We start from the raw sequence: 14,025 nt of genomic DNA on the forward strand, positions 1-14,025 counted from the left end.
GAAAATATCAATACGGTGTCGGCGGTGCTATCGTTCCCGTATTGGAGGAGAGCGCCGCCGATGTTCGCACAGAATCCCGTCTTCATTCCCGGCCCGACCAATATGCCGGAAGTGCTTCGCCGCGCGGCCGACATGCCGACGCTGGATCACCGGTCGCCGCTGTTCGCGCAGATCCTTCATCCGGCGCTCGCCGGCGTGAAGAAGGTCCTGAAGAGCGAGGACGCCGAGGTGTTCATCTTCCCGTCGACGGCGACGGGCGGCTGGGAGACCGCGCTCTCCAACACGCTCAGCGCCGGCGACACGGTGCTGGCGGCGCGCCACGGCATGTTCAGCCACCGCTGGATCGACATGACCCGCCGCCACGGCCTCGATGTCCGGGTCATCGAAGCCCCGTGGGGCGAGGGGCTTCCGGCGGATCGCTTCGCCGAGGCCCTCGCGGCCGACAAGGCGCACCGCATCCGGGCCGTGCTCGTCACGCACAACGAGACGGCGACCGGCGTCCGCTCGGACGTCGCCGCCGTGCGCCGCGCGCTGGATGCCAGCAACCACCCGGCTCTGCTGCTGGTCGACGGCGTCAGCTCGATCGCGTCCATGGATTTCCGCATGGACGAGTGGGGCGTCGATGTCGCCGTGACGGGCTCGCAGAAGGGCTTCATGCTGCCCGCGGGCCTCGCCATCGTGGCGTTCTCGCCCAAGGCCATGGCCGCCACGGCGACGGCGACGCTGCCGCGGACCTATTTCGACATCCGCGACATGGCGAAGGGTTACCCCAACGGCGCCTATCCCTACACGCCGGCGGTCGGCCTCCTGAACGGCCTGAAGCTGTCGACGGAACTGCTCCTGGCCGAGGGGCTCGAGACCGTCTTCGCCCGGCACCGCCGCATCGCGGACGGGATCCGCGCCGCCGTCGCCGCCTGGGGCCTGGAACTCTGCGCCGCGCGCCCGGACCTCTACTCGGACACGGTGAGCGCGATCCGCACCCCGGAGGGCTTCGACGCCACGCGGATCGTCACACACGCGGCGCGCCACTACGACGTCGCCTTCGGGGTGGGCCTCGGCGAGGTCGCCGGGAAGGTCTTCCGCATCGGCCACCTCGGCAGCCTCACGGATGTGATGGCGCTGTCGGGGATCGCCGCCGCCGAGATGGCGATGGCCGATCTCGGCCTGCGCATCGCGCTGGGATCGGGGGTCGCGGCCGCGCAGGCGGTGTACCGCCGCGCCCCGGCCGCCGCCCTGCGCGCCGCCGCCTGAGGGGAGCGCCATGGAAAGCGCCCTGATCACGCCCACCCTCGACGACGTCCTGGCCGCCCACGAGCGCATCCGGCCCTTCATCCACGAGACGCCGGTCCTTACCTCGCGGATCATCGACGAAGCGGCCGGCGCGCAGCTGTTCTTCAAGTGCGAGAACCTGCAGAAGGCCGGCGCCTTCAAGGCGCGGGGCGCCTCGAACGCCGTCTTCAGCCTCACCGACGCGCAGGCTGCCCGGGGCGTGGCGACCCACTCGTCGGGCAACCACGGCACCTGCCTGTCCTACGCGGCGGGCCGGCGCGGCATCCCCTGCACGGTGGTGATGCCGCGCACCGCGCCCCAGGCGAAGAAGGACGCCGTGCGCGGCTACGGCGGCCGGGTGGTGGAGTGCGAGCCGTCCACCTCATCGCGCGAGGCCGTGTTCGCCGAGGTCGTCGCCGAGACCGGCGCGGAGTTCGTGCATCCCTACAACGATCGCCGCGTCATCGCCGGGCAGGCGACCTGCGCCCGCGAGCTGATCGCGCAGGTCCCGGATCTCGACGCGGTGATCGCCCCGATCGGCGGCGGCGGCATGGTATCGGGCACCTGCCTGACGCTGGCCGGGCTCGCCCCGCACATCGCCGTCTACGCGGCGGAGCCCGAGCAGGCCGACGACGCCCATCGCAGCCTGAAGGCCGGACGGATCATCGCCGACGACGCGCCGGTGACGGTCGCGGACGGCCTGAAGGTGCCGCTGAAGGACCTCACCTGGCACTTCGTCCGCCACCACGTCGCGGATATCCTCACAGTCTCCGAGGCCGAGATCGTCGCGGCGATGCAGCTGATCTGGAAGCGGCTGAAGATCGTCATGGAGCCGTCCAGCGCCGTCGCCCTGGCGGCAGTGCTGAAGAACCGCCCCATCTTCGCGAACAAGCGGGTGGGCGTGATCATCACGGGCGGGAACGTCGATCTCGACGCGCTGCCCTGGCAATAACGGGAGGCCCACGATGCACATGAACGCCCGATCCGCCGATCTCGAAGTCGGCTTCGACGTCCCCGCGCTGCCCGGTATGCGCGAGGACGAGATCCAGACGCCCTGCCTGATCGTCGATCTCGACGCGCTGGAAGGCAACATCCGCAAGATGGGCGACTACGCCAAGGCGCACGGGATGCGCCACCGCGCCCACGGCAAGATGCACAAGTCCGTCGATATCCTGAAGCTTCAGCAGAGCCTCGGCGGCGCCTGCGGCGTATGCTGCCAGAAGGTCTCGGAGGCGGAAGTCTTCGCCCGCGCGGGCATCAAGGATATCCTGGTCTCGAACCAAGTGCGCGACCCCGGCAAGATCGACCGGCTGGCGCGGCTGCCGCTGCACGGTGCCCGAATCATCGTCTGCCTCGACGACGTGGCGAACGTCGCCGACCTCTCGGCGGCGGCGCAGCGGCACGGCACGCAGCTCGACTGCTTCGTCGAGATCGATTGCGGCGCCGGCCGCTGCGGCGTGCGGACGACCCCCGAGGTGGTGGCGATCGCCCAGGCCGTCGCGGCCGCGCCGAACCTGTGCTTCGCGGGCCTCCAGGCCTACCAGGGCGCCATGCAGCACATCGACGGCTACGAGGAGCGGCGGGCCAAGCTCGACGCGGCCATCGCCCAGGTGCGCGACGCCGTCGCGGCGCTGAACCGGGAGGGCCTCGAGCCGGAGCTCGTCAGCGGCGGCGGCACCGGCAGCTACTATTTCGAGGCGGGATCCGGCGTCTACAACGAGCTGCAATGCGGCAGCTACGCGTTCATGGACGCCGATTACGGGCGTATCCGCGACCGGGACGGAAAGCGCATCGACGCGGGCGAGTGGCAGAACGCCCTGTTCATCCTCACCAGCGTGATGAGCCACGCCAAGGCCGACAAGGCGATCTGCGACGCGGGCCTGAAGGTGCAGTCGGTCGATTCCGGCCTGCCCTTCGTCTTCGGCCGCGACGACGTGAAATACATCAAGTGCTCGGACGAGCACGGGGTGATCGAGGATCCCGAGGGCCGGCTGAAGGTCAACGACCGTCTGCGCCTCGTCCCCGGCCACTGCGATCCGACCTGCAACGTCCACGACTGGTACGTCGGCGTCCGCAACGGCCGGGTCGAGACGCTCTGGCCGGTCTCGGCCCGCGGCAAGGCCTACTGACGCACCCTGCACACCGTCCGTCATCGCGAGCGCGGCGCAGCGATCCGGGGACGCGCCTGGATGGGGCCCGCTGCCCTGGGTCGCTTCGCGACGCCCGCGATGACGGGGGCGACATGCCGGCTCACGAATTGAGGACACATCCGCGATGATCATCGTTCCCGAGCACGCGATCGACGGGCTGTTGACCGAGGCGGAGTGCTTTACCGCCGTCGAGCAGGTCTTCGCCTCCATGGCGCGGCGGCGGGCCGGCAACTTCCCGGTCGTCCGGGAAGCCATCGGCCACGCCGACGCGCTCTACGGCTTCAAGTCGGGCTTCGACCGGGACAGTCTCGCGCTCGGCCTCAAGGCCGGCGGCTTCTGGCCCGGCAACGCCGCGAAGGGCCTGACCAACCACCAGTCGACGGTGTTCCTGTTCGACGCCGATACCGGCCGCTGCCGGGCCGTCGTCGGAGGGAACCTCCTCACCGCGCTGCGCACGGCCGCGGCCTGCGCCATCTCCGTCCGGCACCTTGCCCGCAAAGATGCGCGGGTGCTGGGCATGATCGGCGCGGGCCACCAGTCGGCGTTCCAGCTGCGCGCCGCGCTGGCGCAGCGGCCGTTCGAGCGGGTCCTCGCGTGGAACCTGCATCCCGGCATGTTCGGCCGGATGGAGGCGGTGGCGCGGGAGCGCGGCGTGCCGTTCGAGGCGGTCGACCTCGACCGCCTCGGCGCCGAGGCCGACGTCGTCGTGACGATCACGTCCTCCTTCGCGCCGATCCTGAAGGCCGCGCAGGTCCGGCCGGGCACGCACCTCGCCTGCATGGGGACGGACACGCGCGGCAAGCAGGAGGTGGAGGCCGAACTGCTCGCCGCCGCCACGGTGTTCACCGACGAGGTCGCGCAGTCGGTCAGCATCGGCGAGGCGCAGCACGCCGTCGCGCGGGGGCTCCTCGCCGCGGATTCCATCGTGGAGATCGGGGCGGTGATCAACGGCGATCACCCCGGCCGCGTCTCGGAGTCCGAGATCACCCTGTTCGACGGCACCGGGGTCGGGCTGCAGGACCTCGCGGTCGCCGCGGTGGCGGTCGACCGCGCGGTGGCCAAGGAGCTGGCGGCCGAGGTGGATGTCTGACGGGCACGACGGGCGCGGCCCGAGGGCAATACAGTTTCCGGCCGAATGCTTGGGTCGACGCATTCCTCGCCGTCATCACGAGCAAAGCGAAGTGACCCAGGGTCGCGCGACCTTTACAGGCGCTGCGCTGCTCTGGGTTGCTTCGCTCCGCTCGCAAAGACGGTCGCACATGAATTATCAATCGAAGAAATTATAAGAGGGCATTAACCTGGCTCCATCTCTGCGTGCCAGGATCTTCTCAAATCTCCAGAGAACATCGACGCTGACGGGGACGCGCGCCCGATCCTGGAGCCGCGTCGCCGAACCCGATGTCTGGATCCGCGAGCCCCTCTGCGGAGGATGAGTAGGCCGGCCTACGCCTCGTCCCGCACCAGGGCCGCCGCGAGGGCGTTGTGGCGGGCGGTCAGCGCCCCGGTGTCGAGGGTCGTCAGGCGGCCCTCGCGGACCACGATCTTCCCGTTGATGACGCTCCAGGCCACCGTCTGCGGCGCGCAGAAGGTGAGGGCGGCGACAGGATCGTGCAGCGCCCCCGCCATGCCGAGGCCCCGCAGGTCGAAGGCGACGATGTCGGCCGCCATGCCGGGGGCCAGCGCGCCGATATCGTCCCGGTTCAGCACCTTCGCGCCGCCCAGCGTCGCGATCTCCAGCGCCTCCCGCGCGGTCATGGCCGCCGGCCCGAAGCCGACGCGGGCGAGCAGCATGGCCTGCCGCGCCTCGCCCAGCATGTGCGACCCGTCGTTGGAGGCCGAGCCGTCGACGCCGAGCCCGACCGGCACGCCCTCGCACCGCATCTGCCGGACGGGCGCGATGCCCGAGGCGAGGCGCATGTTGGAGCAGGGACAGTGGGCCACCCCGGTCCCGGTCCGGCCGAACAGCGCGATTCCGGCGCGGTCGAGCTTGACGCAGTGGGCGTGCCACACGTCGGGGCCCGTCCAGCCCAGGTCGGCGGCGTACTCCGCCGGCGTCATCCCGAATTTTTCCAGGCTGTAGCGGACGTCGTCGTCGTTCTCCGCGAGGTGGGTGTGGAGCGAGACGCCGTAGTGCCGGGCCAGCTCGGCGGCATCGCGCATCAGGCCGCGGCTCACCGAGAACGGTGAGCAGGGCGCCACCACGATCCGGCGCATGGCGAAGCGCTCCGGATCGTGCCAGCGCTCGATCAGACGGCGCGTGTCTTCGAGGATCGCCGCCTCGTCCTCGACGACCGAGTCCGGCGGGAGTCCGCCCGCGCTCTCCCCGACGCTCATCGCGCCGCGGGCGGCGTGGAAGCGCATGCCGATCTCCTCGGCGCCCTCGATGGAATCGTCGAGCCGGCAACCGTTCGGGTAGATGTAGAGGTGGTCGCTCGACGTGGTGCAGCCCGAGAGGATCAGCTCCGCCATCGCGGTCTGCGTCGAGACGCGGACCATCTCGGGCGTGAGCCGGGCCCAGATCGGGTAGAGCGCCTTCAGCCAGCCGAACAGGTCGGCGTCCTGCGCGGCCGGCACCGCGCGGGTGAGCGTCTGGTACATGTGGTGGTGGGTGTTCACGAGGCCCGGCATCACCGCGTGGCCGCGCATGTCGAGGACGGTGTCGGCCCGCTGCGGCACCTCGGCGGCGGGGCCGACGGCGACGATGCGGTTGTCCTCCACGTAGACCGCGCCGCCGGGGATCTCCCGGCGCTGCGCGTCCATCGTCACCAGGATGTCGGCGTTCGTCAGCAGCAGGGAGGTCATCGCGTCTCTCCGGGTGCGCCCTGGAGGCCGCGCCGGACGGGCCGCGACGCCTCCCCACGGCCAGATGCCGCCCTCTGGCAGCAGGAACGCCGTGCCGGGCGCACCGTCTCGGGGCCGTCAGCGGGCCGCAGCATACGGCAGCTGCCACCGGCCACCTTGGCGATTTTTCGCAAACTGCTTCCGAAATCCCGGCATGGCATTCGCGGCCAGCCATGCAAGGTTTGAGAGCCAGCCAAGTCGGCAGCGCATGACCCCGGAGCGGCCGCCGAGAGCCCGCTCCCCCGCCCCCGGGCGTGCCGCCACGGCCCGCCCTGCGACTGGCCCCACACCCGCTCCTGGCGGCCCGGACCCGGAAGAGGTCCGGCCACCGCTGCCGGGTCCCCGACGACACCATCACGGGACGACGCCTCGACAGGTCCCGGCTGGCGGAGGACACGCCCATGACGTCTCACGACAGGACAACGCCCGAGGTGGACGCGGTCGACGCGATCCCGCCCCTTCCCAAGCTCCTCGCCTACGGCATGCAGCACGTGCTCGTGATGAGCGCGGGGGCGGTGGCGCCGCCGCTCATCCTCGGCGCCGCGATGAACCTGCCGACCGAGACGGTCGCCTACCTGATCAACTGCGACCTGCTGGTGACGGGCATCGCGATCCTGATCCAGTCCCTCGGCCTGGGGATCTTCGGCATCCGCCTGCCGGTCATCATGGGCGTCAGCTTCGCGGCGGTCGGCCCGATGGTGGCGATGGCGCAGGACCCGACGATCGGCCTGCCGGGCATCTTCGGCGCGACCATCGGGGCGGGTGTGTTCGGCCTGCTGCTCCGGCCGTTCTTCTCCAGGCTCGCGAGCTTCTTCCCGCCGCTGGTCACCGGCACGGTCATCCTGATCATCGGCGTCACGCTGCTGCCGGTCGGGATCAACTGGGCGGGCGGCGGATTCGGGGCCGCCGATTTCGGCGCCCCGGTCCATCTCGGCGTCGCGGCCTTCGTCCTGGCGGTGATCCTGGTGGTCAGCCGCTTCGCCACCGGCTTCGTCGCCAACGTCGCCGTGCTGATCGGCCTCGTCGCGGGCCTGTGCCTCGCCTGGCCGCTCGGCCTGTTCCGCCTCGACGGGCTGGCCGAGCGCCCGCTCATCGCCCTCGTCACGCCGTTCCACTTCGGCTGGCCGACCTTCCACCTGACGGCCGTGGCGGCGATGTGCATCGTCATGATGGTCACGCTGGTCGAGTCGACCGGCATGTTCCTGGCGGTGGGCGACATCGTCGGGCGCCCGGTGGACAAGCGGACCCTGACCCGCGGCCTGATGGCGGACTCGCTCTCGACGCTGATCGCGGGCTGCCTCAACACCTTCCCGCACACCTCGTTCTCCCAGAACGTCGGCCTCGTGAACATGACGCGGGTGCGCAGCCGCTACGTCACGGTCGCGGCGGGCTTCATCATCCTGGGCGTCAGCCTCCTGCCCAAGGTCGCCTTCGCGGTGGCGTCGATCCCGCCCGCCGTGCTCGGCGGCGCCGGCATCGTGATCTTCGGCATGGTCGCGGCGGCGGGCCTCAAGATCGTGGGCGGCGCCGATCTCGGGGATCGCCGGAACCAGATCGTCGTCTCGGTCAGCATCGGCCTGAGCCTGATCCCGATGGCGGCGCCGAAGCTCTTCGCCGCCACGGCGCCGGACTGGGCCGGGCCGATCCTGCACAGCGGGATCACCCTCGGCGCCATCGGGGCGATCGTCCTCAACCTGCTGCTGAACTCGGACCGTCTCGGTGCCGGGGCCGAGCACCGCGTCGCCGACGCGGAGCCCGCCTTCCCGCACGCGGCCGTCCTGGACCGGGCCTGAGGGGAGAAGCCATGTCGGCCGAGACCATCAAGGCGCTCTCGCGGCGCCACTTCCTGAAGGCCGGCGCGGCGGCGGGCGTCGCCGTGAAGGTCTCCTTCCTGGCGCCCCCGGCCCGGGCGCAGCTCGCCGAGACCGGCCTGTCCGCCGGCTCCCCGTGGGTCGCGCCGGGCCGGCCCCGCTACCGCCTCGACGCCGTCGCCAAGGTCACGGGCGCCAAGACCTTCTCCCGCGACTACCGAGCCCGCGACCTCGCCGGCTGGCCCGACGGCCAAGCCCACGCCTTCCTCGTCGCGGCGACCCGCGCCGACCGCCGCTTCACCGGCCTCGACCTGTCGCGGCTCCCGGCCGCCCTGCGGCCGGACCGGATCGTCCGGCACGAGGACCTGGTGGCGGACGGGGTCTCGGTCCCGCACGCCGACTTCTTCGGCGACTGGTTCCTCGTGCCGCAGGGCGAGACGCCGCGCCTGCTCGGGCAGCCGGTGGCGATCCTGATCTACGCCGACTTCCCGCGCTTCGCCGCGGCCAAGCGCGCCCTGCGCTTCGCCGACGACGTCGTGCAGTACGGCGCCGAGACCGGTCCCAGGCCGCCGGCCCATTACGGCGCCTCGCGCTGGGTGCGGATCGAGGGCGACGCGCCGGACGCGCCCGACCGGTTCTCGCCGTTCGCGCAGTCCCCGATCTTCGCCGGCTTCTCCGGCGACGAGCCCGCCTGGCCGAAGGCCGGCGACGACGGCCCCTTCGCCCGGGGCATGGCGGCGGCGGCCGCCATCGCCGCCGAGATCGACGGCGCCGGCGCGGACGCCCTGGTGATGCGGCGGACCTACCGGTCGCAGTCGACGGACGCCTCGGCCATGGAGGCCGACAACGGCAACGTCTGGTACGATCCGGACACCGCCACGCTGCGCCTGATGATGGCGACGCAGTCGCCCTACGACGTGGCCGAGGCCGCGGCCGCGCTGGTCTCGAAATCCCGGTTCCCGCTCAGGGAGGTCGATCTCAAGGTCGGCTACACGGTCGGGTACGGGACGAAGGACCACCACATCTTCCCGTTCCTCTGCGTCGTGGCCGCGCTCTACGCGGGCGGCCGGCCGGTGCGCCTCGCCAACGACCGGTTCGAGCAGTTCCAGAACGGACTGAAGCGCCACGCCTTCCGCATGGACAACGTCCTGCTGGTGGACCGGGCCAGCGGCCGGTTCCGGGCCATGACCGGGCGCTTCGCCTGCGACGGCGGCGGGCGCCCCAACTACTCCGTCGCGGTCTCCTTCGTCGGCGCCACCGCGGCGCAGTCGATCTACTACCTGCCGAAGAGCGACTTCCAGGCGATCGCCCTGGCCTCGCGGGCCGTGGAGGCCGGATCGACCCGGGGCTTCGGCACGCTCCAGACCATGTCGGCCACCGAGATGATGGTCGACGAGGCGGCGGCGCTCCTGGACATCGACGCGATCGACCTGCGCCTGCGCAACGTGCTCCGCTCGGGCCAGCGCAACAGCCAGGGCGCGGTCCCGGCCGGGGCGCTGCGCAACGCGGAGATCCTGACGAAGGCCGCCGCGCACCCGCTCTGGCGGGACCGGGCGGCGCGCAAGGCCGCCTACGAGGCCGCCCATCCCGGCCGCCGCTACGGCGTCGGCTTCGCGCAGGTGCACAAGGATTACGGTACGGGCGCCGAGGCGGCGGTCGCGTCGCTGGAGCTCGACCCGCGGGGCCGCCTGAGCCTGCGCCACGTCGCCCACGAGATGGGCCCGGGCGTCACCACCTCGCAGGCGGTCATGGTGGCCGAGATCCTCGGCCGGGTGCCTTCGGAGACCGCGTTCGGCGTGGTGCGCTGGCCCGAGATGCCGCTGGAGACCTCCGACCAGCCCTACACGACGCCCCAGGAAGAGGAGGACCGCCGGGCGCAGAACCCCCGCTGGACCCCGCGCTTCACCTCGCCGATGAGCGCGACCAACTCCGCCTACTACCTCGGCCACGCCACCCGGACGGCCGCGCGGTTCCTCGTCGACCACGCCGTCTGGCCCGCCGCCCGCGCGCTCTGGGCGCGGGGCGGCGGCGGCGGGGCGCTGGCCTCCTACCACGTGGTCGCCCGCGACGAGCTGCGGCTGGTGGACGGGCAAGTGCTGGGCGGCGGCCTGCCGCCGCTGTCCCTGGAGGCGGTGGCCGCCGAGGCGCACCGGCTCGGGCTGCCGGTGGGCGTGACCCTCCACACCTTCAACCGCTGGCAATGGGCCGAGGCCGAGTTCGACCTGCCCGCAACGGGCCGGACGCGCCTGCCGATCGACGCCCTGGCGGTGCGCTACGGCGCCGGGGCCCCGCCCGAGCGCCGCGCCCTGATGGCGGATGCGGGCTGGCACTTCGTGCCCCGGGCGGCGGTCTTCTACCCGCCGACCCAGCGCAACAATGTCGGCACGACCTACTACGCGCCGATGGCCACCCTGGCGGAGGTCGCGGTCGACACCGCCAGCGGCGACGTGACGATCCTGTCCCACCACTCGATCCTCGAGTGCGGCCGCCAGATCGTGCCCGAGCTGGTCTCCGGCCAGGTGCAGGGCGGCCTCGCCATGGGGATCGGCCACGCCCTCAAGGAGGTGCTGCCCCTCTACGAGGACGGCCCCGGCGACGGCACGTGGAACTGGAACCGCTACGAGCTCCCGCGCGCCCGCGACGTGGCCCCGTGGAACCAGACGGTGGAGATCCTGCCGCCGCTCTCCGAGACCGACCCGCCCAAGGGCGTCGCCGAGGTCGTGATGATCGCCGTCGTCCCGGCGCTGGCCAACGCCGTCGCGCACGCGATCGGCCACCGCTTCCACGAACTCCCCATCCGGCCCGAGCGCATCCGCGAGGCACTGGCATGAGCGCCGCCATCGAGATCAAGGACCTCTCGCTCCGCGTGAACGGCGCGGCCGTCGGTCCGATCCCCGTCCCCGTCGGCACGAGCCTGCTCGACGTCCTGCACGAGTGGCTGGGCCTCACCGGCAGCCGCATGGGCTGCGGGCAGGGCATCTGCCACGCCTGCACGGTGATGCTGGAGGAGGCGGCCGGCCCGCGGGAGATGCGCGCCTGCATCACCGGCGCCCACTGGTTCGAGGGGCGCAGCATCCGCACCGTCGAGGGCCATGCCCGCACCGCGCCGGACGGCACCGTCGTGCTCTCGCCGGTCCAGCAGGCCTTCATCGAGACCTTCGCCTTCCAGTGCGGCTACTGCACGCCGGGCTTCGTCACCGGGGCGAGCGTGCTCATCGAGCGCCTGCGCCGCGAGCCGATCCGCCGCGACGAGGTCGAGCGGGTCGTCACCGAGGCGCTCGACCGCCACATCTGCCGCTGCACGGGCTACGTCCGCTACCATCAGGCGGTGCGCGACCTCGTGCTGGCGACCCCCGGTCTGGTGACCGCCTGAGGCGCGCCGTGCGGATCCCGTCCCTCACCACCCCCGCGCGGCGCGTCGGCGCCGGGCTCGCCGCCGCCCTCGCGGTGGCCGTCTCGGCGGCCGGCCTCGTCGCCTCCGGCGCCCTGGAGCGCAGCGTCGTCGCGCGCGACGTCGAGACCCCGCTGAGCGCGGAGGCCGTGCGCGGCCTCGCCCCCCGCGGCGCCAAGGTCGCCGCCGCGGCCGACTGCTTCGCCTGCCACACGGCCCGGGGCGGCGCCCCCTGGGCGGGGGGACTGCCCCTGGAGACGCCCTTCGGCACGATCCACGCCACCAACATCTCGCCGAGCCCGCAGGGCATCGGCGGCTGGAGCCGCGCCGACTTCCACCGGGCCCTGCGCGACGGGATCGCGCCGGGCGGCCGCCACCTCTACCCGGCGATGCCCTACACGTCGTATCGCGGCCTGACGCCGGAGGATGTCGACGCCCTCTACGCCTACCTGATGACCCGCGCGCCGGTCGCGGTGGAGAACAGGGCCAATACCCTCGCCTTCCCGTTCGACCAGCGCTGGACCCTGGCGGCCTGGAACCTCCTGAGCCTGCCGGCCACGGTCGCCGCGCCCGATCCGGGCCGCTCCCCCCTGTGGAACCGGGGCCGCTACGTCGCCGACGCCCTCGGCCATTGCGGCGAGTGCCACACGCCGCGCAACGCGCTCCAGGCCATGCGCCCGGACGCCGTCTATCGCGGCGCCACGATCGAGGGCGTCGAGGCGCCCGACATCACGCCCGCGGGCCTCGCGCGGATGGGCTTCACCCCGCACGGGCTCGTCGGGTTCATGCGCACGGGCCTCTCGGCCCAGGGCGGCGCGACGCACCAGATGTTCGACGTCGTGCATTTCTCGACGCAGCACATGGACGCGGCCGACCTCACGGCGCTCTCCGCCTACCTGTTCGACCGCGACGCCCTGCCGGCCGAGCCCGAGACGCCGGTCGCCGCCACCCCCGCGGCGATCCCCGCGGCGGTCGCGGCCGGGGGTCGGGCCAGCTACGCCGGCCTCTGCGCCGGCTGCCACGGCGGGGCGGGGGAGGGGATCCCCCACGTCTCCGTGCCGCTGCGGACGAACACCGCGATGCGGGTCGCGGGCGCGGGCGGTCTCCTGCGGGCGATCCTCGTCGGGCTCCCGGCGCAGCGCTTCCCGGGCAACGAGCGGATGGAGGCCATGCCGCCCTTCGCCGCCCTGATCGACGACGCGGCGCTCGCCGACCTCGCGACCTGGATGCGGGCCGAGTGGGGCGGGCAGGGTCAGGCGGTCACGCCGGACGAGGTCGCGCGCCAGCGCGCGGGTTTGCGGGCCGACGCTTCGCACTGAAGGCGGCCGGGAGGAGGGGGCGGACATGACCATGGCTTGTCGGATCGCGGCCGCGCTGCTGCCGCTCGGGATGACGTGCGCGGCGGGGGCGCAGGACCTCGGGACGGCCTCCTCGGCGCCGGTGGCGCCCGAGGCCACGACGGTGGTGGAGGACGGCCCGTTCTTCCTCTTCGCCGACACCCAGATCAGCTACCGCTACCAGTTCCCCACCGTCTCGCCCGGAATCCAGATCCAGCGCCCCGACGGCAGCTTCGTCTCCCGCGCGGCGCCCAAGCACATCCTGAACATCTCCCACGCCGATGCCTGGGCCTACGGGACGAACTTCTTCTCCCTCGACATCCTCAAGTCCGGCTCCCAGTTCCCGGCCGGCACCACCAACGCGCCGGGCTCCGTCGCCGCCCCGTTCTTCGCCGATTACGGCAACACCGAAGCCTACGGGCTGTATCGCGGCACGCTGAGCCTCAACGCGCTCACGGGCACGAAGGCCTTCACCGTTCCCGGCCTCGTCAAGGAGGTGTCGCTGGCCTTCGGCTTCGACGCCAACGCCCAGAACGACGCCTTCGGCTCGAAGAAGCGCGACATCGTCGGCGGCCTGAACTTCGCCTTCGACGTGCCGGCGGGCTTTCTCAACCTCTCCGTGCAAGCCTACAAGGAGTGGAACCGGAACGGGTTCAATCTCCAGCCGGACCGCGACCAGAGCTTCGACACGGTCCCGGAATTCGAGCTGGTCTACAGCTTTCCCCTGACCTTCACGGGGCTGCCGCTCAGCCTCGTCGGCTTCAACAACATCGTGCTGCCGAAGGGGCGGGGCGTGAGCAATCCGGCCGCCTTCGCCTTCAACCCGCCCCGCGGGCTCGAAGTCCTGTCGCGCACCAACCTCGTGCTCGATCTCGGCAAGCTCGTCTACGATCAGCCCAACCGGGTCGATGTCTTCGTCGGGTTCCAGTACTGGCACAACAAGTTCGGGAACGTCGAGACCGCGACCTTCAAGGGCACCGAGGAGAAGAGCTTCCTCGCCGGCGTCGCGTTCCACGTCTTCTGATGCCGTTTCGGTTGATCAGATCGGTTCCGCCGTCGTTGCGAGCGGAGCGAAGCCATCCAGCCGGCACCACGTTCCCCGATGTCCCGCAGCCCTGGGTTGCTTCGCTGCGCTCGCAATGACGGAGCGGGCTGCACCGACCGAAACGTCACGCCGCGGGGGATGATCGGGTCGGACGCCGAGTTCAAAATGTCGGGACAGTCCG

10 protein-coding genes are annotated in these 14,025 nt (G+C 71.9%); 9 read left to right on the forward strand and 1 reads right to left on the reverse strand.

Annotated elements, in window-relative coordinates:
- Window positions 1-60 precede the first annotated feature (60 nt).
- The 4 genes from bhcA to bhcD all read left to right on the forward strand — a co-directional run bounded on the left by bhcA (window position 61) and on the right by bhcD (window position 4,509).
- Window positions 61-1,251, forward strand: a complete 1,191-nt coding sequence (bhcA, locus tag ACLBX8_RS10925) for an L-aspartate--glyoxylate aminotransferase BhcA (RefSeq protein WP_447699298.1) — start codon at window positions 61-63, stop codon at window positions 1,249-1,251.
- A 10-nt stretch (window positions 1,252-1,261) separates the two neighbouring features.
- A complete protein-coding gene (gene bhcB, locus ACLBX8_RS10930) occupies window positions 1,262-2,221 on the forward strand; it encodes a beta-hydroxyaspartate dehydratase BhcB (protein WP_447699297.1) in 960 nt (319 codons plus the stop codon).
- Between the two features lie 19 nt (window positions 2,222-2,240).
- Window positions 2,241-3,398, forward strand: coding sequence for a 3-hydroxy-D-aspartate aldolase BhcC (bhcC, locus tag ACLBX8_RS10935; RefSeq protein ID WP_447699296.1), 1,158 nt, complete (start codon window positions 2,241-2,243; stop codon window positions 3,396-3,398).
- Window positions 3,399-3,543: 145 nt separating this feature from the next.
- On the forward strand, window positions 3,544-4,509 hold the full coding sequence (bhcD, locus tag ACLBX8_RS10940; RefSeq protein ID WP_447699295.1) for an iminosuccinate reductase BhcD: 966 nt from the start codon (window positions 3,544-3,546) through the stop codon (window positions 4,507-4,509).
- A gap of 353 nt (window positions 4,510-4,862) precedes the next feature.
- Here bhcD and ACLBX8_RS10945 read toward each other — a convergent pair whose 3' ends face one another.
- Entirely contained in the window at window positions 4,863-6,221 is a 1,359-nt protein-coding gene (locus tag ACLBX8_RS10945; RefSeq protein ID WP_447715094.1) for an 8-oxoguanine deaminase, read from the reverse strand.
- A 440-nt stretch (window positions 6,222-6,661) separates the two neighbouring features.
- Between ACLBX8_RS10945 and ACLBX8_RS10950 the strand changes: the two genes are divergently transcribed.
- Genes ACLBX8_RS10950 through ACLBX8_RS10970 form a run of 5 tightly spaced genes read left to right on the forward strand, consistent with a single transcriptional unit; the run spans window position 6,662 to window position 13,823 of the window.
- Window positions 6,662-8,053, forward strand: a complete 1,392-nt coding sequence (locus tag ACLBX8_RS10950; RefSeq protein WP_447715095.1) for a nucleobase:cation symporter-2 family protein — start codon at window positions 6,662-6,664, stop codon at window positions 8,051-8,053.
- 11 nt (window positions 8,054-8,064) lie between these two features.
- Window positions 8,065-10,902 carry a xanthine dehydrogenase family protein molybdopterin-binding subunit gene (locus ACLBX8_RS10955; RefSeq protein WP_447715096.1) on the forward strand — a complete coding sequence of 946 codons (2,838 nt, stop codon included), beginning with the start codon at window positions 8,065-8,067 and terminating at the stop codon, window positions 10,900-10,902.
- Complete coding sequence (locus ACLBX8_RS10960) at window positions 10,899-11,444, forward strand: (2Fe-2S)-binding protein (protein WP_447715097.1); 546 nt, start codon at window positions 10,899-10,901, stop codon at window positions 11,442-11,444. Before ACLBX8_RS10955 ends, ACLBX8_RS10960 begins: the two co-directional genes overlap by 4 nt.
- Before the next feature lie 8 nt (window positions 11,445-11,452).
- Entirely contained in the window at window positions 11,453-12,781 is a 1,329-nt protein-coding gene (locus tag ACLBX8_RS10965; protein ID WP_447699291.1) for a c-type cytochrome, read from the forward strand.
- A 25-nt stretch (window positions 12,782-12,806) separates the two neighbouring features.
- Window positions 12,807-13,823: a hypothetical protein gene (locus ACLBX8_RS10970; RefSeq protein WP_447699290.1), complete on the forward strand. Its 1,017-nt coding sequence runs from the start codon at window positions 12,807-12,809 to the stop codon at window positions 13,821-13,823.
- Window positions 13,824-14,025: the final 202 nt, after the last annotated feature.

Source organism: Methylobacterium sp. D48H, assembly GCF_053345715.1.